Raw genomic sequence first — 20,929 nt, forward strand, 5'->3', positions numbered from 1 at the left:
GACTTCCTCACGATGCTGCAGTCGTTTTCCGGCAATCGCTACAAGCGGCTTGCCGCGGCGTCGCCCGGACTCTCGGCGATGCCGCAGCGGGTAAGGCTTACTTGCCGATCACGACCGGCTCCTCGAAGCCCAGCTCCTGCATGCGCGGCAGCTGGGTCTTGGCGTCGCCCACGATCAGCCAGACCATCTTCGACGGGTCCAGGTACTTCTGCGACAGCGACTGGATCTGCGGCAGCGTCATGGCCTTGACGATGGCTTCGCGGTCCTTGACGTAGCTGGCGCGCCAGCCGAACTTGCTGATGTTGTCCAGCATGTTCAGCTTCGCCGCCGAGGTCTCGAAGGCGCGGGCATTGCTCTTCACCAGGAAGTTCCTGGTCGTTTCCAGGTCGGCCGCCGAATAGGTCGATGGATACTCCTGCAACACCTGCTTCACCAGCTGGGCCGACTCGAGTGTGACGTTGCTGCGCACGCCGCTGGCAATCGTGAAGGGTCCGGCGCTGTCGCTGCCTGCGAACGAGGAATTGATGCCGTAGGTGTAGCCCTTGCCTTCACGCAGCTGCTGGGTCAGGCGCGAGGCGAAACCGCCGCCGCCGAGGATGTAGTTGGTCACGATCGCCGGGTAGAAGTCCGGGTCGGTCGCCGCCAGCGCGCGGTAGCCGATGCGCAGCACCGACTGCTTGGCATCCGGTACGTCGACGAAGTAGACCCTGGCCGGCGCCGGGGCCGGCGCGGGCACGGCGGCCGGCAGCGCGACCGGCTTGGCCTTCCAATCGCGGCTGAGCTCGGCCAGCGAGCGGGTCACCGTCGCCCTCGGCAAGGCGCCGACCACGTGCATGCGCGCCACCGATGGCGACAGGTTGGCGCGGTAATACGCCTTCAGGTCGTCGATGGTGATCGCATTCACGCTCTCCACCGTGCCCAGGATGTTGCGCGAACGTGGGTCGTCCTTGCCATACACGAGCTTGCCGAAGTTCAGGCTGGCCACGGCATTCGGCTCGGCTTCCTGCTGGCGGATCTGGCTCAGCACGCTCTGCTTGATGAGGGCGAATTCCTTCTCGTCCCAGCGCGGCTGCAGCAGGATTTCCTCGACCAGGTCGAGCGTCGCCGCATAGTTGCGGGCCAGGGTGGTGACGCCGATGCGCACGTCTTCGTTGCGCGCGAACACGCTGATGTTGGCACCCAACTGCTGGATCGCTTCTTCCAGTTCCTGCGGCGTCTTCTTCGCCGTGCCCTGGGTCATCAGGCGCGCCATCAGGTTGGCCACGCCCACCTTTTCCGGCTTGTCGAGCAACAGGCCGCCATCGATGGCGATGTCGAACTCCACCAGCGGCACTTCGTCGTTCTCGATGCCGACCACGCGCATGCCGTTCGCCAGTTTGGTGTCCCACACCTGCGGCACCTTCACCACCGGCGCCGGACCGTAAGGCGGCTCTTTGCTGCGGTCGATCTTCGACGGGGTCCTGGCGTATTCGGCGTTCGCGCTCGGATCGACCGCGTTCTCGGCGCCCTGCACCACTTTTTCCTCGACCACGTCGGCCTTGCTAGAGCCGCTCAGGGCCAGCGCCAGCTTGCCGCGCGGGACGAAACTGGTTGCAACGTAAGGCTTGCCCTTGATGTAGGTGTCGTACACGCGGCGCACGTCGGCCGTGGTGACGGCCAGGGTCTTCCGGATGCCTTCTTCGATATGACCCGGGTTGCCGGTCAGGTAGTTGTATTCGGCCAGCAGCGCCGACTTGCCGAGCACGCTCGACACCGAGTTATAGAAGCGCGTCTCGAGGCCGGCCTTGATGCGGTTCAGGTCGCGCTCGGAGATGCCTTCCTTCTCGAACTTGGCAAAGGCCTTGTCGATCGAGGCGGCCACGTCGTCGAGCGGCTTGCCCTCGAAGGCGCGCACCTTCAGCATGAACTGGCCGGCCAGTTCGGCAGTCTGGTTGCCCATCTGGACGGCGGGCGCCAGCTTGTCGTCTTCCACCAGCACCTGGTAGAACGGCGCGCGCTTGGTGTCGGACAGGTATTCGGCCAGCACTTCCAGTGCGTACGAATCCGGGTGCAGGTCCTCGACCGTCGGCCAGGCCATGGTCAGCTCGGGCAGCTTGGCGAAGTTGTCTTCGTGCGCCAGTTTCACGGTCTGCTTCACCACGCCGGGCCGCTTGGCCATGGCCTGCATCGGCGCGCCGCGCTTGATCTCGGCAAAATACTTCTCGACCCATTTGCGGGCCTGGACGGGATCGAAGTCGCCGGCAATCACCAGGGTCACGTTATTCGGCACGTACCACAGGCGGTAGAACTCCTTGACGTCGTCCAGGGTCGCGTTCTGCAGGTCTTCCAGCGAGCCGATCACCTGCCAGTTGTAGGGGTGATCAAGCGGGTACAGGGCCTTGTTGATGACGTAGCGGGTGTGGCCATACGGCGCGTTATCGACGCCCTGGCGCTTTTCGTTCTTGACGACCTGCTTTTCCTTGGCCAGCACCGGCTCGGTGACGGTGTTGATGAACCAGCCGAGTTTATCGGCTTCGGCCCAGATCATCTTTTCCAGCGCATCCTTCGGCACCGTCTGCAGGTAGTTGGTGCGGTCCTGCGAGGTCGAGCCGTTGGCGCCGGAGCCGCCGATGCGCGCCGTCATCTTGTCGAGACCGCCCTTGCCCAGGTTTTCCGATTCCAGGAACAGCAGGTGTTCGAACAGGTGGGCAAAACCGGTGCGGCCGGCCTTTTCGCGCGAAGAACCCACGTGCGCGGTCAGGTTGACGGCAACGACCGGGTCGGAGCGGTCGATGTGGAAGACCACATCCAAGCCGTTCGGCAGCGTGAACTTCTGGAAGTCCACTTTCAGGCCGGCTTGCGGCGCGCTGGCTGCCGGCTTGCCGGCGGCGTGGGCCGGCGCCAGGGCAGTCGACGCGAGGGCGGACGAAATGCAGGCTGCAAGCACCAGCTTCGATGGGAAAGTCTTCATGCAATCAGATCCTCAGAATAGAACGATGGCGCAGGATGGTCCGGTGCACCACAAGGTTCTGGATAGTATTGCAATTTCCTGATTGCTACAACGCCCTGCCCTACCGCCTTGCCTGGATGCGATGCATGAACGACAGCAAAAACTTATTGACAGTATTACTGTCACAATTTACTGTATTAAAACTGCCTGACTGAACCAGCCATGGCGATCTATCTGGAGCATGAGCGTGACAAGCGAGGAACCGAGAACCTTCAGCATCGACGAACTGTCCGCCCTGACCGGCTTGCCGAAGCGGACGGTGCGCTACTACATCCAGCTGGGCCTGGTGGACCGTCCGGAAGGCGAAACCCGTTCGGCACGCTATGGCCAGCAACACCTGGAGCAGCTGCTGGCGATCCGGCGCTGGACCCAGGAGGGACTGTCGCTCGAACGCATCCGCGAGCGCCTGGACAATGCCTCCGAGCCCCCTCCCGAACGCCGCAACCGCAGCGGGACCGTCGAGGTCTGGAGCCATTTCATCGTCGACGAAGGCGTCGAGGTGAAGCTCGACCCGGCGCAGGCCGGGCTGTCGCCGGAACAGGTCCGGACATTCTTTGCCGCCGTGATGGCGGCTTACCAGCACATCAAACAAGAGGATCCATCAGCATGAGCATCGGCGTGAACACGAACATGGGCAGCGAAGCGTTCGCAGGCTTGCGCGGCAAGGCCGGCGCATCGGTGCTGGAATCGGTGCATGCCGAGGGCAGCGTCAAGGGACTGTTGTTCGAACTGAACGTGGAGCAGCGCTACCGGAATGCCGGCGCTACGAACATCGAGGCCGTGTACAGCTTCCCGGTGCCGTGGAATGCGGTCTTGCTGGACGTCGAATGCGTGCTGGGCGAGCGCGCGCTGCGCGGGACCGTGGTGGCCAAGGCCGACGGCGAGCGCCAGTATGAGCGCGCGCTGGAAGAAGGCGATACGGCAGTGATGGTGGAACGCGCGGCCGATGGTGTGTACACCGTCAACGTGGGCAACCTGCTGCCGAACGAAACGGCGCTGCTGCGCTTCCGCTATGCCCAGCTGCTCACCCTGGCGCAGAGCCAGGTGCGGCTGGTGGTCCCGACCGTCATCGGGCCGCGCTTTGGCGATCCGGGCGCGATCGGCATGCAGCCGCACCAGGTGCCCGTGACCGACCTGCTGGCCCGGCATCCCTTCACGCTCGACCTGGAACTGCATGGCGAACTTGCCGGGGGCCGGCTGGCGTCGCCGTCGCACGCGCTGGCGACGCGCCGCACTGAGGGCGGTGTTCATGTTTCGCCCGCTGAGGCCTGCCTCGACCGCGATTTCGTGCTGGCCATCGACGGCCTGGCGGCAAGCTCGGTATCCACTGTCGGCAAGGACGGCCGTGGTTACGTTGCGCTCGCGAGCTTCTGTCCCGAACGCACGGCCGCCGCGCATCCGCTTGGCCTGAAGATCCTGGTCGACTGCTCGGGCTCGATGAATGGCGACCGCATCGACGCCGCACGCACCGCCCTGCACCAGGTCCTGAGCCACCTCGACACTGCCGACAGCTTCAGCTTCAGCCGCTTCGGCAGCGAGGTCGAGCATTGCACCCGCACGCTGATGGCAGCCACCCCGCGCGCCATCGCCAAGGCCGGCGGCTGGGTCTCCGCCACCCAGGCCGACATGGGCGGCACCGACATCCGCCAGGCGCTGCTTTCCACCTTCGAACTCGGCGCCCCTGCCGTTGCCGATGTCCTGCTGGTCACCGACGGCGACGTGTGGGAAGCGGACGAACTCGTCGCCTGCGCCGAACGGGCCGGCCAGCGCGTGTTCGCGGTCGGGATCGGCAGCGCGCCGGCCTCGTCGCTCCTGCACATGCTGGCCATCCGCAGCGGCGGCGCCTGCGAACTGGTCGCCGACCCGGCGGAAGCCAGCGGCGCAATCCGCAGGATGGTGGGGCGCATGCGCCAGGCGCCGGTGACGAACGCGCAGGTGCGCTGGGATGGCGACGCACGCTGGCAGGCGGATTCCGGCCCGCTCTTCAGTGGCGAGACCGTGCACCACTTCGCCGGCTTCTTCGAACGTGCACCCGGCAGCGCCGTGCTCGAATGGCGCGACGCCGGCAGCGGGGCGCCGCAGCGCGCCGAGCTGCGCATCGATGGCGACGTCATCGAAGGCGACACCCTGGCCAGGATAGCCGCCGCGGCGCGCATGCGCGATGCCGACGCCCGCACGCGCCATGCGCTGGCCATGGAATATGGCCTGGTCGGCCAGACGACCAACCTGGTGCTGACGCTGGCGCGCGCGGAGGGCGAGAAGCAGTCATCCATGCCGGCGCTGGAGCGCGTCGCCCAGGCCCTGCCTGCGGGCTGGGGCGGCGCAGGCGTGCTGCGTACCGGGACCTATTCGGCGCCGGCAGTCTGGAGCCGCGGCGACACGGCACCGATGCTCCGCCAGCGCCAGGCAGGCTACGAAACGCCGGCGATGTTCCGGCGCCAGGCGCTGCCGGAGGCCGATCCCTACCCGAACCGGGCCAGCATGCGCGCCTTTGCCGAGCACTTCAGCGACAGTTCGGGCGCCCAGCCAGGCTCCCTCGACCAGCTCGAAGACAGATTGCCGCAGGAACTGGTCGATGCCCTGCGCGGGCTTGCCGCGGCCGGCCATGGGGAGGCGGCGCTGGTGCAGGCCCTGCTCGATGCGATCCGCAAGCTCCTCATGCCGGGCAGCCTGATGACGCGCCTGGCGGACAAAGTTGCCCGCTTCGGCAGGCCGGGCGCGACGCAGGAAGACCGCATGCTCGCCATCCAGGTCGAGCAGATCGTGCGCGACGCATACGACGCGAAGGGTGCGGCGGATCGGGACGAGGCGATCCCGGCCTTCCTGCGCAAGCAGGCCGATTGATGGCAAGATGTCGCCATAGCACAACGGATAGTGCGAGGACCTTCTAAGTCCAGGATGCGGGTTCGATTCCTGCTGGCGATACCAATTGCACGGCCCGGTGCCTGCACCGATAGCACCGGTTTCCGGTAGAAAGACAGTCAGATGCACGATTTCGGTTTTCCTCCCGCCAGTACCATGGCCGCGATCGGCTTCCAGATGGGCAGCGACCTGCGCGACATGCTGGAGGCGCGCAGGGAAAGGGCCCAGCACCAGGCCAATATCCAGGCAACCGTCAACCACGCCAACGGGATCATCGACAATCTCTGGCAGTCCAGGGAAAAGCTGCGCCGCAGGCTGGAACAGATGATCGACCAGCACAACGAACTGGTGGACCGGTTCAACACGCTGGCGGAGGGCTTCGACAGGCGCACCGAGGCCGTCACCCTCATGTCGAGTGGAATCTCCGATCTGACCAGCCAATTCAAGGAAACGCTGCGCCAGCAGGAAGAGCTCACTGCGCAGCTGGCGCAGGCCAACGAGCGCGAGGCCGCACTGAAGCAGGAACTGGCCAGCCTGCGAGAGCGCTGCGACGCCGAGCGGGGCCAGGCGCGCAAATCCGGGGCGATGGGCTTTGCCGCCTATACGCTCTACCGCGGGCTGGTCTGGGAAATCGAACGCAAGGGCGAAGCGGACCGGTACCGCGCGCTCGCACCGCAGGCGCGGGCGCGGTGCGGCAACTGGGCCCAGGTCGTGTTCGCCAATTCCGGCCGGCGCGGGTTCACGCCCGATGCAGCGTTCGCACCCGGGATCGCACCGCCAGAGGCCATGGCCAGCTACGACTGGACCGCCCTGCCCGGCGCACAGGCCTGGTCGCTCGACGCGCTCCATAGCCTGGCCCAGTTCGAATTGCGCGAGGGCGGCCTGGCCGACGCGCTGGCAGACCCTGCCGGCTTCGTCAGCGCGCTGGCGCGCTCTGCCGTCGAGCACGACGCGCCGGCACGCCAGCCGCGGCCCACGAACGTGGCGCCCGGCTCCCCTGGCGCGTCCGGCGGGCTCGCGCCGGCCAGTCGCGCCCTGGCCTGGAAGGCGCTGGCAGCCGCAGCCGGTCACGCTTCGGCAGCGCCCGTGCCGGCATCGGCCTGGGCCGGCACCCCGCCACGCGCGCGGACGCTGGCCGACGGCACGAGCGCCTATGCGCAGCCGGTCGAAGGCGGACCGCGCAGCCGCGCCCTGCCCGTCCTGGCTGGCGGCACGTTACCGATTCACATCACCTCACCGGGCTACGCAGGCTTGTCGTACTGAAATAATGGTAATCTCATTGCTTTCCACGACGCGAGGGCGATCATGTTTAAGAGACTGGCAGCGGAAGCACTGGGGTTCAGCGATATCGGCGTCATCGTCGGCTCGGCCGATTACGACAAGGTCGACGCGGACGATTACCTGTTCAGCGAAGACGGCGAGCAGATCTTCTTCCTCATCAAGAGCAAGAAGGACGAATACTGCTTCACCAATCTCGCCCTGATCCACGTGGATGGCGATTCGGCCGTGTCGTCGAAACGCTCGATCAAGCGCTACGATTATGCGTCTTACCAGATCACCGACGTCAGCATCGAAACCGCCGGCACGCTGGACATGGACATCGAACTCAAGTTCAACCTGGAAGGCACCAAGTTTTCCATCGACGTGAAGAAGAGCTTCATCGAGCAGCTGAAGGATATCTATAAAGCCCTGATCACGATCGGCAAGCAGCAAAAGCGCAATGCGCTATCGCGCGATAACGCCCTGCGCGCGCTGGATGCGACGGCGTCGGTGCACAAGCTGAATATCGCGCCGGGTGCAGGCAGCCTGGTGAGCCAGTATGGCGAACTGCTGGAGGCGCTGAATACGGCGATGTTCGATACGCACACCAAGCGCGATTTCAGCGACGTGTTCACCAAGTACATTCACAACTGACGCTTCGCGGCAGCGACTCCGATTTGCTGAGCGTCGACGCGGCAAGTGCATGCTTGCCGCTTTTGTCTTGCAGCGCCCGATGCCTGCCGGCCGTCAGCGCCGCGAGACGGCGAATTTTCGTGCGACACAGAGCAGCACGACCGCCAGCGCCGCCATCGCCATGCCGGTCACCACGACGTTGAACAAGGCGTGTTCGCCGGATTTCGAATGCTTCAGCATCAGTCCCGCGGCGCCTCCGCCCAAGCCGGCCAGGGCAATGACAACCAGCACATACAGGCCGCGCAGGCCGGATAGCGGCCGGTGCGACAGCGCCCCCGCCTCCGTCGTGGCCAGCCAGTGCCGCAGGTAAGCGGCAGTGACGATGAAGCCGGCCAAACTGCTCATGTGCTGCAGCACCTTGAACAGCGGTATGGAATAACTGCCCAGCGTTACCTGCATGCGCAGCAGCGCGACGTGACGCACGACGGCCGTGTTCGGATGCGTGAATGCATCCCAGGCGATATGGCTCGCCGCGCCGATCAGCAAGGACACGAGCACGATTCCCAGCGTGCGAACATCCGCTTTCAACCACGGCGCCATAGGCCGCATGCGCGCCGATACCGCTGCGGGCGCCCATTCGATAAAAGCATCGCGCAGCAACGCGTGGTAGATGCAATACACGAGCAAGCCGGCAGGAAGGCAATACAGGAAGATGCCGGGCAGGCTGTGGGTAAAGTAGCCGTCTGTGGCCAGTGGCAGGAAATAAACGAAGTCGGGCGCCATGCTGCCGATGACGAGTGCCGGCAAGGAAGTCAGGCGCCGGGCGCGCGCATGCAAAGGCAGGACGATTGCGGGGTGGCACAAGGTGAATGGCATGTGGCTCCTTGCTTTATGTAAAGCGAGGGTCAAGTCTGACCCCGGCTGTTCAGCGCTCGATCAAATTGCGCAAGCCACTGGCCCGGTGCGTGCGCCTTGCCACCGCCTCCGCCAGCACCGACCCGGTCGGCGACACCAGCGTGAACTCCGCACTCGCGCGCGTGATCCCGGTGTACACCAGCTCGCGCGTCAGGATGCCGTGCCGGTCTTCGGGCAGCACCAGCACTGTATGGCGGAACTCCGAGCCCTGCGATTTATGAACCGTCATCGCGAACGCCGTCTCCACATTGCGCAGGCGCGTGGCCAGCACCGAGCGTACGGCGTCGCCTTCCATGAAGTACACGCGCAAGGATCCCGGCCGGGCCGGGTCGCTCAGGGTCAGGCCGATGTCGCCATTGAACACGCTGGTGCCGTAGTCGTTACGCGTCACCATCACCGGCCGCCCGACGTACCACTCGCCGCCGCGGCGCAGCAGGCCCGCCGCTTCCAGGCGCTGTTCGATGGCGGTGTTCAGGCCGGATACGCCCCACTCGCCTTCGCGCACGGCGCACAGGATGCGGAAGGCCTCGAAGCGTCCCAGCACCGAACGCACCCAGTCCTCGTGGGCGCTGCCCTCGGGGCGGTCCACCAGCAGTTCCAGGTAGGGCTGGTAGCCCTCGAGCGCCAGGTTGACCACGTGGTGCTGGTGCGCGCGCTCGATCCAGCGCACTTGCGCCGCGTCGCCGTTGCGCAGCACGGTCTCGGCCTCCTCCGCATCGCCGGCGTTCACGGCCAGCGACAGCTGCCCGATCGGGCCGCCGAAGCGGCGGCTGTGGCGCAGCATCACGGTCTGCTGGGCCAGCGGGCCGGCGCTGCCGAGGAATTCGGCGGGCAGCGCTTCGCCGCTGGCGCGGCGCACGTAGTCCGCGGTCTCGGCGCTGTAGCCGCCGCGCTGGGCGTCGTGGCACAGGTCGCCGAGCACGGCGCCGGCTTCCACCGATGCCAGCTGGTCCTTGTCGCCCAACAGCACCAGCATGGCGCCGGGCGGCAGCGCATCGAGCAGGCTGGCCATCATCTCCAGGTGCACCATCGAGGCTTCGTCGACGATCAGGACGTCGACGTCGAGCGGATTGCCGGCGTGGTGGGCGAACGAGCGCGTGTCGGGCCGCGCACCCAGCAAACTGTGCAGGGTGCGGGCAGCGCCCATGCGCTCGGTCAGCTGGCGCAGCGGCAGCGCTTCGCCCACCCGTTCGGCCAGCTCGCTCAAGGCCTTGTCGATCGACTGTTTCAGGCGCGCGGCGGCCTTGCCGGTCGGCGCGGCCAGGGCGATGCGCTGGCGCGCGGCATCCGGGGCGGTGGCGAACAGCAGCGCCAGCAGGCGCGCCACCGTGTAGGTTTTACCGGTGCCGGGGCCGCCGGTGATGATCGCCACCGAGCCGCGCAGGGCCACGGCGCAGGCCAGCTTTTGCCAGTTCGGCTGTTCGCTGGCGCGCTGCGAGAAGAACAGCAGGTCGAGCCAGGAATGGACCTTGGCCGTGTCCACGGGCCGGGTGCCGGCGGCGCGGGCGCGGATGCTGGCCGCGACCACGGTTTCGTCGCGCCAGTAGCGGCGCAGGTACAGGCGCTCGCCGTCGAACACCAACGGCTCGCCGTAATCGAGGTCGCCCACCTTCCACACCTGTTCGCAGGCGGCGATCTGGCTGGCCCAGGCCTTGGCGGTCTTCGGCAGCGGCGCCACGGTAACGGCCAGGCCCTGCCACTGCTCCCCGGTCCAGCCGAGCAGGCTGGCCGGGTCGCCGGCCAGGTCGCTCAGTTGCAGGCAGCTGTGGCCGCGTCCTTCGAGTTCGGACAGCACGGTGGCGGCCAGCAGCATCGCCGGCGAAGCACATGTCGATGCGCACCCCAGCGAGGCAACAAAGCGCGCAAAGGCGCCCGACAGGCGGCGCAGTTCGCCGGCCTCGGTCAGGCGCGCCACTTCCAGCCACAGGGCGCCGATTTTTTCTTCTTCTGTCATTCGAAACTTCCATTCGCAAGCAGGCGGTCGAGGCCGTCGAGCAGGACGGGGTCCGGCTCCAGCACATAGCAGCCGTGGGTCGCGGTGTTGGCGATCCCGCGCAGGAACAGGAACACGGCGCCGCCCAGTTGTTCGGCCGGGTCGTAGTTGTCGCCGAGGCGGCTTTTCAGCAAACGGTGCAGGGCCAGCATGTAGATCGCACCCTGGATGTCGTAGCGGTGGCCGGCCATGCCCTCTTCCATCGCGCGTTTGGTGTAGGCGGCGTCGCTGGTGCCAAGCGCGTTCGACTTGTAGTCGAGCACCCAGTAGCGGCCCTCGTGCTCGAACACCAGGTCGGCAAAGCCTTTCAGCATGCCGTGCAGGGCGCGCTCGGGCAGGGTCGGGCGCGCGACGTTGCCAAGCAGGCGGCGCCGGCACAGGCGATCGAGTTCGCCGATGGCCAGCTCCTCGCTCGGGAACCAGAACTCCATCTCCGGCAGCGGCGCCTCGATCTCGAACAGGCTGGCGCCGAACGGCGGCAGGCGCGTGGTGGCGATCATGCGCAGCCACGCCAGGGCGTCGTCGAGGCGGTTGCCCCAACCGGCGCGCTGGATGCGCTGGACCAGGCGCGACTCGAAGCCCGGGTCGTCGACGGCGAAGCCTTCCTGGGCCATCCATTCCAGCTGCTCGTGCAGGAAGTTGCCCGGCACCGAGCCGCGCGGGAAGCGGTGCCAGGGAGCGTCTTCGCCACGCGGGGCGGCGACCGCCACTTCTTCCTCTTCGAGCAGCGTTTCCTCGGCGGCGCGCTGCGGCGGCGCCGTGGTGTGGCGCGTGATCGAGGTGAAGGAACCGACCGCCCAATTGCGCTCGAAATGGGCGTCGAACGGCGCCGGCTCGACCAGCGGCGCGCGCGTTTCCACGCGCTCCAGCATGGTGCAGCCATCCAGGTCGTCTTCCAGGGTATGCAGTTCGATGCCGCTGCATTCGCCGCGCAGGCGTTCCAGGTGCTCGGCCAGGTGCGGCACCGCGACCGCGTTGCCGCCGCTGAGCAGGTAGCCGAGCGCCGACTCGTGCAGGCGGTTCTCGCCCTTCCTGCCGGCGGCAACCGCCGCCACGCCGAGCCACAGGAAGTGGCGCGCACGGGTCAGCGCCACGTACAGCAGGCGCAGGTCTTCTTCCAGGCGCGCGCGGTCCACCGCTTCCAGCGCCGCATCCGACAGGGCCAGGTCGATCTTGCGCCCGCCCTCCTCGTCCACATAGTCGAAGAAGGTGCGGTTGCGGCGCTCGGTCTTGCGCGCGGTGACGGCGAACGGCAGGTACACCAGCGGGTACTCCAGGCCCTTCGACTTGTGCACCGTGATCACCTTCACCAGCTCGGCGTCGCTTTCCAGGCGCAGCACGCGCTCGTCGCCGCCCTCGCCCAGGCCTTCCACCTGTTCGGCGAACCAGCGGATCAGGGCCTGCTCGCCATCGAGCTGGCTTGACGCTTCCTGCAGCAGCTCGGCCAGGTGCAGCAGGTTGGTCAGGCGCCGTTCGCCGCCGGGTTCGCGCAGCAGGCGCGCCGGCAGGCCGAGTTCGTGGATGAAGCGGCGCAGCATGGCCAGCACGCCCTGGCGCTGCCAGCAGTTGTGCAGATTCTTCAGCTGCTCGACGCGGGTTTCCCACGCCGTTTCGTCGCTGGAGAGCAGCGCCAGTTCGGCCAGCGGCAGCCCGGCCGTGCGCGTGGCCAGCGCGGCGCGCGCCAGGGCGCCGTCGAGCGGATTGGCCACCGCGTGCAGCCAGCGCAGTACGTCCTGCGCTTCTTCGCTTTCCACCACCGAGTCCTTGTCGGACAGGTAGACGCTGGCCACGCGGCGCCGCATCAGGGCCTGGCGGATGGCCGCGGCTTCGCGCCGGTCGCGCACCAGGATGGCGATATCGGCCGGCAGCAGGCGTTTGAATTCTTCGCCGTCATCGAAGCCGACCGCTTCGTCGTTCAGCAGCTTGACGATGTGCTCGGCGCAGTGGTGGGCGAAGAATGCGCGGTACTCGTCCGCCTTCATGTCTTCGCGCGCGGTGGCGCTCATGGTCAGCGCCTGGTAGGGTCCGTCGACGCCGACCAGCTGCGCCTTGCCGCCGGCCGCATCGACCGGCTCGAACGGCAGCGGATTTTCCTCGCCCTTGCGGAAGCGGAAGGCGCCGGTGGCATGGCCCGGATGCGACATGTCGCGCTCGGCGTAGTCGAACATGCGGTTCACCGCCTGCACCAGGGCTTCGGTGGAACGGTAGTTGGTGCCGAGCTGGTAGTGCCGGCCCGCGGTGGCGCGGCGCGCCGACAAATAGCTGTGGATGTCGGCGCCGCGGAAGCCGTAGATCGACTGCTTGGGGTCGCCGATCAGGAACAGGCCCTGCTCCGGGTCGTTCGCGGCCACCCGGTACAGCAGGTCGAAGATGCGGTACTGGTCGGGCGAGGTGTCCTGGAATTCGTCGATCAGCGCCACCGGGTACTGGGTGACGATGCGGCGGCGCAGGGCCTCGCCGTTCGCGCCTTCCAGCGCATCCTTCAGGCGCACCAGCATGTCGGCGAAGCCGAACTGGCGCGTGCGCTGCTTCAATTCGGCCATGCGCGCGGCGATGTGGCCGGCGGCGTGGCGCAGCAGCGCGTGGGCCAGCGGGTCGATCGCATCGAGTGCCGCGCGCAGCGCTTCGGTGCCGTCGAAGCAGCCCGGGACCTCGGCGCTGAAGCCCTTGCTGAAGGCGTCCTCGATGCCGTGCGGCGTGAGGCGCTTCCAGGCGGTCTCGCTGAACTTGTCGGCGTCGGGTGCCAGCATGGCCGGGTCGGCGGCCCAGGCGCGCAAGGCGTCGAACCACTTGACCAGCGAATCGGCGCGCATCTTGTTGCCGTTGAAGCATTTGGGATTCAGGTCGCGCTGGCCGGCGATCCAGCGTTCCATCTCGTCGGCGCGCTCGGTCCAGCCTTTTTTCAGGCGGGCGAGTTCCGCCTGCTGGCTGCGCTGCACGCGCGCCACCAGGGCGGCCAGCGGTTCCGGATCAGGCGCACCCAGCACCGCCGTACGTCCCACCAGGTCGCGTACCGCGCCCTTCAATGCCTCGACGTCGCGCCAGGTATCGATCACCGCGGCCAGCGCGTGGCTGTTCAAAGGGTAGACGTGCTGGCGCCAGTAATCGTGGGCGGCGTCCTCGAACAGGGCGCGCTCGTCGCTCACCAGCTCTTCGTCGAACAGGCTGCCGCTGTCGAACGCGTGCTCGCGCAGCATGCGCTGGCACCAGGCGTCGATGGTGAAGATCGCCGCTTCGTCCATGGTTTCGGCGGCCAGCACCAGGCGATGGGCGGCGACGACGCGTTCGCTGTCGTCGGCGAAGCTCGCAGCCAAATCCCGCAAATAAGGGTCCTTGCGCGCCGGATCGTCGTGCTCGAGCTCACCGCGGAAGTAAGCCGCTGCCTGCACCAGGCGCTCGCGCACCCGGTTCGACAGTTCGCGCGTGGCGGCGCGGGTGAATGTCATCACCAGGATGTCCGAGGGCAGCAGCGGGCGAACAAAAGCCGCGTCGCCGCCATGGCCCAGCACCAGGCGCAGGTAGAGCGCGGCGATGGTCCACGTTTTACCGGTGCCGGCACTGGCCTCGATCAGGCGCGAGCCGTGCAGCGGAAATGCCAGGGGGTCGAGCAGCTGGCTCATGCTTCTTCTCCATCCAACTTGGTGATCTTCACGCCCTCCAGCCAGCGCGCCAGTCCGCCATACAATTCATCCGCCAATGCAGGCCAGTTGCCGCCCGCCGTCAGGTAAGCGAAATCGGGCCAGAGGCGCGCGAGACACGGGTCGGCCACCTCGCCCGAGACCTCGAAGCCGCCTTCGTACACGGCGCGCGCGTCGCCGTCCTGCACGGACGCCAGCGCGGTCTTGCACGCCAGCGGCAGCGGCGCGTCCAGGTTGCGGCGCCACAGGCGCGCCAGGTTCGCCAGCTCGTCACGGGCGGCGGCGCTGTCGATCGGCGCCATCGTGATCACCGCGTCGCGCGCCACCAGGTAGCCGGTGATGGGCGTGGAATCTGCCGCAGCGGCCGCGCCGGCGGCCAGCTGGCGCAGCCAGGGCACGATCAGCTTGTCGCCGCGCGGCTTGCCGGTCTTGTCGAGCACCTTCGAGGAAATCTGCATCAGCCAGGCGGTCTGCTCGCCATTGCTGCGCAGGCGGTCGATCCAGTCATCGAGCAGCAGGCCGCCAAGCTCCAGGCTCACCGCCAGCTTCGGCGCCGCCTGCGGGAAGCGTGCGCCGAGGCGCAGCCAGGCGCTTCGTACCGGCACCAGGCCTTCGACTAATTGCTCCTGCCACTGGCGGCCCAGGAGACCAATCGGCAGCACGCCTTCGCGCGCCAGGCGTTCGGCGCGCGCGTCCAGCGTGGTGCGCACTTCATCGAGCTCCTCGGGCTTGCCGGCGTCGTCGAGCAGGCTGTCTTCCAGGAAGTAGCGTTCGAGGGCGTCGAGGGCGAATGGTTCCTCGTCCTCGCCGATCACCTCGGCCTCGCCGAACATCACGCCCAGGCGGCGCCGGAAGAAGTAGCGCGCCGGCTGCTTCAGGAAGCTGGCCAGGTCCGACAGCTTCAGGCGGAACTCGGAATCGAGTTCGTAGGGCGGCAAATCGCCGGCCTCGCCGCCCTCTTGCGCGCCGTGCGCCGCGCGCCATTCGCGCGCATAGGTCAGCAGGCCGCCTTCCTCGAAATAGCGGCGGCTGAACGGCTGCAGCGCGTGCTCCACCGTGATGTCGTGCAGGTCCAGGTGCCAGCCGAGCTTCAGGTAATCGCGCAGCTGCGACACCAGCACCGACGGCGGCTGTTCGCTGTTGTCGCGCACGTTGCGGCCGACCCAGCTGATGTACAGCTTGTCGCGTGCGGCCAGCAGGGCTTCGAGCATCAGGTAGCGGTCGTCGTCGCGGCGCGAGCGGTCGCCGGGGCGGTGCATGCCGGGCAGCGCCAGCAAATCGAAGTCGGCCTGCGGCGCGCGGCGCGGGAAGTCGCCGTCGTTCAGGCCCAGCAAACACACCACGCGGAAAGGCACGGCGCGCATCGGCATCAGGGTGCAGAAGGTCACGCCGCCCGAGACGAACTGGTGGTTCAGGGTCGGCTGGTCGATCTGGCTGAGCCAGGCTTCGCGCAGCACGGCCAGCGGCACCGGCTCGTCGAAGCCGCCCGCCTCCGCCATTTCGAGCCAGCATTGCAGGCCCTCGTTCAATTGCGACAGGGTCAGGCGGTCGCCTTCCTCGCGGCCGTCGAAGAAGGTGGACAGCAGCTCGCGCGCCTCCGCGCCCCACTCCGTAGGGGTGCGCGGCTGCGCCAGGCGCGCGCGCCAGTCCAGCAGGCTTTCCACAAGCTGGGCCAGCGAACCGGCCAGGGCGGCGTCCAGGCCGCCGACTTCGGCATAGGGCTCGATGTCGCCATAGCGCGCACCGGCACCGCTGGCGTAACCGAGCAGCATGCGCCGCACGCCGAAGATCCAGGCATTCTGTTCGCCGGCCGCGCCCAGGCCCAGGCCCGCGCGGTGTTCGCCGTCCAGGCCCCAGCGCACGCCGGCGCCTTCGATCCAGTGGCCGAGCGTGGGCAAATCGTCTTCATGCAGGCCGAAGCGGGTGGCCACGGCTGGCACGTCGAGCAGGTCGCGCACCTCGCTCTGGCGGCAGCGCTGCTGCGGCAGGCGCAGCAGCCATTCCAGTGCAACGAGCAGCGGGTTGACGCTGCGGTCGCGCGTGTCGCCGATCTCGAACGGAATGTAGCGCGGGTCGTTCCTGCGGTGCTGGTCGAACACGGCGTGGATCGCCGGCGAGAAGGTGTCGATGTCGGGCACCATCACCACCACGTCGCGCGGGCGCAGCGTGCCATCCCGCGCGAACATCGCCAGCAGCTGGTCGTGCAGCACCTCGACTTCGCGCTGGGTGCTGTGGGTGACGTGGAACTCGATCGAGCGGTCCTCGGGCTCGGGCGGCATCTGCGGGTGCTCGGACAGCGGCAGCAGGTCGCGCACGGCGGCCTGCACCTGCTGCAGCAGGGTCTCGCCCTGGCCGTCGGAGAAGAGGTCGATGCGCAGCTTGGTCATGCCGGCGGTTTCGGGGCGCCCTTCCTCGTTGTCGAATTCGTCGAGCATGCGCACGAAGTCGCGCCCCTGCCGGCCCCAGCTCGCCAGCAGCGGGTGGCTGTGCGTGTGCAGTTCTTCGATCGGCAGCGCGGCCAGGTCGATGCCGCCGCGTTCCGGATGGCGTTTATGGGCCGCCTTCAGCAGCTCGCGCCCCTCGATGATGTCGCCCCAGTAGAACTGGCAGGGATTCGGCACCGCCAGCAGCACCTGGGTGTGGCGCGAGAGCGTGGCGATCGCCTGCAGCGTCTGGTACGGCAGGGCCGACATCCCGAACAGCACCACGCGGCGCGGCAGGCGGTGTTTCGGCTGGTCGCCCGAGAGGATCGCCGAGACGAAGACTTCGTGGATGGCGGCGCGCCCGGTGCCGCGCTGCATGGCCGGCACGCTCTCGTGCACCGCGCGCCACAGGCGCGCCTGCCAGCACTGGTCCGCGGCCAGCGGCACCGGCTCGCCGCCGGCGCGGCGCAACTGGTCGCGGCCGATCTCCCAGTCCGTCAGCCAGTCGGCGCGGTACACCTGGTACTGGTCGTACAAATCGGCCAGGCGCTCGGCCAGCTGCAGGCGCCGCTCGGGGCAGCCGTCGCCCAGGAAGTGGGTCAGCGGCGCAAACACGGGTTCCTTCAGCAGCGTCGGCAAGAGGCGCATCAGGCGCCAGGTGAGCGGGTCCTTGTCGAACGGCGAACGGGTGGGCACGCGCTCGCGGCCGAGGGTGGCGCGGTAGGCTTCCCACAGGAAGCGCGCCGGCAGCGCCACGCGGGTGGCGGCGCACACGCCCAGGTCCTGGGCCAGCGCGATCTTGAGCCACTCGGCGAAACCGTTCGACTGCACCAGGATGGTTTCCTGTTCCAGGGCGCCGAGCGGGTGCGTGCGCAGCCAGTCGAAGACGGCTTCGCGCAGCATTTCCATCTGGTTGCCGTGCAGGATCAGCAGGCCGGGCGTGATAGTCGAGGACATGGTGAAAGTGGGCGCAGTATGCTTGGGCAGTTCGGCGCCACAGCATACTCTTTTTGCCCCGCCGGCGGAAGGCGGCCGGTGCTTCAGCGATGATCCGTCGCGCGCGCGCCAAGTTCCGCCGCGACCTGGCGCTCCAGGCGTGCAAACAGACTGCGCAGGCGGGCCCCGAGGGCACGCGCCTGGGCCACGGCGCCGCGCGCGTGCTGCTGCTCGAGCTCGGCGCAGACCTCCCCGAAGGCCATCGCGCCCACCGCCCTTGCCGACGACTTCAGGCGGTGCGCCACCGCGCCGGCGCGTTCCAGGTCGCTCGACGCCAGCGCGATGTCGATCTCGGCCAGGCCTTCGCGCGCGCTGTCGAGGAACATGAAGGCATATTTACGCAGCTTGTCGGGGTTGTCGCCGAAGGTGGCGGCCAGCACGGCGATGTCCAGCAGGGGCACGGCGCCACCCTCGGCCGGCCCCTCGCCGCGCGGCGCGGGCGCCGCTTCCGGCGTACGGGCTTCCGGCGTACGGGTATCGGGCATGCGGGCATCCGGCGCGGTGACGGCGGCCTGCGCCGCGCCGCCACGCCGGATCGCGCGCGCGATGGTCGCCGCCAGGTGTTCCGGCGCCACCGGTTTGGTGAGGAAGTCGTTCATGCCGACCGCCATGCAGCGCGCCTGGTCCTCGACGCCGGCATTCGCGGTCATGGCGATCACCACGGTGTCGGCCAGGCGCGGGTCGGCGCGGATGCGGCGCGTGGCCTCGAAGCCGTCCATCACCGGCATCTGCACGTCCATCAGCACGCAGTCGAACATCTGGCGGTACATCTGCACCAGGGCCTCGGCGCCGTTGTTCGCCACCACCACCGTAGCGCCGGCCTCGCCCAGCAGCTCGCGCCCGACCTGCTGCGAGAACACGTTGTCCTCGACCAGCAGGATGCTGCGCCCGTCCAGGCGCGCCGGCGCGCTCGGCGCCGCCTGCTCCACGCGCCGGCGCGGCTGCTCGTCCCGGCCCAGGCGCGCCGTGAACCAGAAGGTGCTGCCGCGCCCCGGCGTGCTTTCGACGCCGACTTCGCCGCCCATGGCCTCGGCCAACTGCTTGCTGATCACCAGGCCCAGGCCGGTGCCGCCGTAGCGCCGCGTGGTCGAGGGGTCGGCCTGGTGGAAGGACGTGAACAGGCGGCCCAATTCCTCGGGCGCGATGCCGATGCCGCTGTCCTCGACCTCGAAGCGCACCAGGGTCTCGTGGCCGAAGGCACGCAGCGAGCGGGCGCGGATCACGATGCTGCCGCGCTCGGAAAACTTGATGGCGTTGCCGGTGAAGTTGAGCAGCACCTGCTCCAGGCGCAGCGGGTCGCCGCGCAGGGGCCGCGCCAGTTCCGGGGCGATGTCGAATTCCAGGCGCAGGCCCTTGGCGGCGGCCGCTTCGCCGAGCTGGGTTTCCAGGCCCTGCATCAGGGTGTCGAGGCGGAATTCGAGCTGCTCGAGCTCCAGGCGCCCGGCCTCGATCTTGGAAAAGTCGAGAATGTGGTTGATGATGCCGAGCAGGTGCTGGCCCGAGTGGTAGATCTTTTCCAGGTAGTCGCGCTGCCTGGGGTCGGGCGCGTTCTTCAGTGCCAGGTGGGTCATGCCGATGATGCTGTTCATCGGCGTGCGGATCTCGTGGCTCATGTTCGACAGGAAGTCGCTCTTCGCCTGGTTCGCCGCATCGGCCTGGGCCTTCAGCTGGTGCAGCTCGGTGACGTCGGTGGCCACGCACAGCACCCCGCTGACGTCGCCCTCCAGGCGCACCGGCACCTTCACTTCCCACAGCTGCAGGGTGGCGCCGTCGGGCAGCTCGACGCCGACCTGGCTGGCGCGCCGGGTGCCGTCGAAGACGTTGCGCTCGCGCTGCCAGGCGGCGTCGGCCTGGGCCACGGGCATCACCTCGCGGTCGAGGCGCCCGACGATGTCCTCGGCCGGCAGGCCCAGGGCCAGCGCCATCTTCGCGTTCACGTAGCGGTAGCGGCGGTCGCGGTCCTTCATGTAGACGTAGGCGTCGAGGTTGTCGAGCACGGTGTCGAGCAGGGTGCGCTGGTCGATCGCGCCGCGGCGCGACCAGTACAGCGACAGGAACAGGCTGTACACCAGCAGGGTCCCGAGGAAGCCGCCGGCCAGCGCCAGCCACGGGAACCAGCGGTCGAAAGGCGAATACAGCTCGCTCTTGCGCGCGCTGAAGTGGGCCTTCCAGAGCGAGCCGCTGAAGTCGACCGGCAGCACGGTGGCAAAGCGCGTGTCGTCGCGCCGCGCCGTGCGCACGCCGGCGTCGCCGGACAGCAGGCGGTCGTCCGGCGCCAGCGCCAGCCGCGGGCTCTGCGCCGCCTTGTCCGCCGCCTTGTCCGCCGCCTTGTCCACCCCGCTGCCCTGGCCGGCCGCGAACAGCGACAGCGTCAGGGCCGGCCCCTGCTGGCCGGAGAGCGCGCGCTCGACCATGGCTTGCACCGAGAATGCCACCCCCACCGCGCCGGCATAGGCGGCGCGCCGGCTGGCCACGTCGGTCGGGGCGGCATCGGCCAGGTAGACCGGGGCGCGCATGCCGAGCGCGATGTGCGGCGCCGGCAGCGCCACCTGGATCGGGTGGCCGGACGCGCTCATGCCGCCGCTGTCGCGCGCCCGCGCCATGGCCTCGGCCACCGGGCCGGCGGCGGTCAGGTCGACGCCGAACTTCTCGGGCAGCATCTCGGGCGGCTCGATGTAGGTCAGCACGTTGTAGCTGGCACGGCGGCCCGCCGGGCGGATGGCGAACTCGGGGTAGCCGCCGGGTTCCAGCGTACGGTCGGCGCGCACGGCGGCCACGAAGCTGTCGCGCTCGGCGTCCTTTACTTCCTGGGAAAACGAGACGGCGTCGATGGCCGGATAGTTGGCGCGCACGTCGAGCAGCGCCACGTAGCGGTGGAACTGCAGGCGCGTGATCGGGGTCGTGCTCGACGAGAACAGGGCCGCCAGCGCGCGCGTGACCTCGGAATACGACTTGATGGAATTGGCCAGGCGCTCCTGGGCGGCGTGCGCGCGGTTCTCGAAACGGCGCCGCGCTTCTTCCTCGACGTTGCGGCTGGCGCCCATGTGCAGCAGCGCGCCGACCAGCAGCGCCAGCCATGCTCCCGCCGCCCACGACACGATGCGGGTGGTGCCGCGCGCACCAAAGGCGGCGCCGATGCTGCGGGGGATCGAAAGATTCATCGCCTTGCCCTGCCAGGTCGCTAACTGATGGGTACGATTAATTCATTGGTAATATACGC

At 68.2% G+C, this 20,929-nt stretch carries 10 protein-coding genes and 1 tRNA gene; 5 read left to right on the plus strand and 6 right to left on the minus strand.

Annotated elements, in window-relative coordinates; translation table 11 throughout:
* Positions 1–97: 97 nt before the first annotated feature.
* Complete coding sequence (locus tag LK540_RS08195) at positions 98–2,950, minus strand: pitrilysin family protein (RefSeq protein WP_229436680.1); 2,853 nt, start codon at positions 2,948–2,950, stop codon at positions 98–100.
* A gap of 220 nt (positions 2,951–3,170) precedes the next feature.
* Here LK540_RS08195 and LK540_RS08200 point away from each other — a divergent pair, with 220 nt between their 5' ends.
* The 5 genes from LK540_RS08200 to LK540_RS08220 all read left to right on the plus strand — a co-directional run bounded on the left by LK540_RS08200 (position 3,171) and on the right by LK540_RS08220 (position 7,765).
* The gene (locus LK540_RS08200) at positions 3,171–3,599 is read left to right on the plus strand and encodes a MerR family transcriptional regulator (RefSeq protein WP_229436681.1); all 429 of its coding nucleotides are present in this window, start codon (positions 3,171–3,173) and stop codon (positions 3,597–3,599) included.
* The gene (locus LK540_RS08205) at positions 3,596–5,833 is read left to right on the plus strand and encodes a VIT and VWA domain-containing protein (protein WP_229436683.1); all 2,238 of its coding nucleotides are present in this window, start codon (positions 3,596–3,598) and stop codon (positions 5,831–5,833) included. Before LK540_RS08200 ends, LK540_RS08205 begins: the two co-directional genes overlap by 4 nt.
* A 9-nt stretch (positions 5,834–5,842) precedes the next feature.
* A tRNA-Arg gene (locus tag LK540_RS08210) sits at positions 5,843–5,917 on the plus strand.
* A gap of 57 nt (positions 5,918–5,974) precedes the next feature.
* On the plus strand, positions 5,975–7,114 hold the full coding sequence (locus tag LK540_RS08215; protein WP_229436684.1) for a hypothetical protein: 1,140 nt from the start codon (positions 5,975–5,977) through the stop codon (positions 7,112–7,114).
* Positions 7,115–7,156: 42 nt separating this feature from the next.
* Positions 7,157–7,765 (plus strand): PH domain-containing protein, encoded by a 609-nt coding sequence (locus LK540_RS08220; RefSeq protein WP_229436686.1) that lies wholly within the window; start codon positions 7,157–7,159, stop codon positions 7,763–7,765.
* A 93-nt stretch (positions 7,766–7,858) separates the two neighbouring features.
* Here the strand turns inward: LK540_RS08220 and LK540_RS08225 are convergent, their stop codons facing one another.
* The 5 genes from LK540_RS08225 to LK540_RS08245 all read right to left on the minus strand — a co-directional run bounded on the left by LK540_RS08225 (position 7,859) and on the right by LK540_RS08245 (position 20,870).
* On the minus strand, positions 7,859–8,653 hold the full coding sequence (locus tag LK540_RS08225) for a DUF4184 family protein (protein ID WP_229436688.1): 795 nt from the start codon (positions 8,651–8,653) through the stop codon (positions 7,859–7,861).
* 16 nt (positions 8,654–8,669) lie between these two features.
* The gene (gene recD, locus LK540_RS08230; protein ID WP_229436690.1) at positions 8,670–10,613 is read right to left on the minus strand and encodes an exodeoxyribonuclease V subunit alpha; all 1,944 of its coding nucleotides are present in this window, start codon (positions 10,611–10,613) and stop codon (positions 8,670–8,672) included.
* Positions 10,610–14,272, minus strand: a complete 3,663-nt coding sequence (gene recB, locus LK540_RS08235; RefSeq protein ID WP_229436691.1) for an exodeoxyribonuclease V subunit beta — start codon at positions 14,270–14,272, stop codon at positions 10,610–10,612. The genes recD and recB overlap by 4 nt, the downstream gene beginning before the upstream one ends.
* Positions 14,269–17,670, minus strand: coding sequence for an exodeoxyribonuclease V subunit gamma (recC, locus tag LK540_RS08240; protein WP_229436692.1), 3,402 nt, complete (start codon positions 17,668–17,670; stop codon positions 14,269–14,271). Before recC ends, recB begins: the two co-directional genes overlap by 4 nt.
* An 83-nt stretch (positions 17,671–17,753) precedes the next feature.
* A complete protein-coding gene (locus LK540_RS08245) occupies positions 17,754–20,870 on the minus strand; it encodes a CHASE domain-containing protein (RefSeq protein ID WP_229436693.1) in 3,117 nt (1,038 codons plus the stop codon).
* Positions 20,871–20,929: the final 59 nt, after the last annotated feature.

The organism is Massilia sp. IC2-278, assembly GCF_020708045.1.
Lineage (GTDB): Bacteria > Pseudomonadota > Gammaproteobacteria > Burkholderiales > Burkholderiaceae_D > Telluria.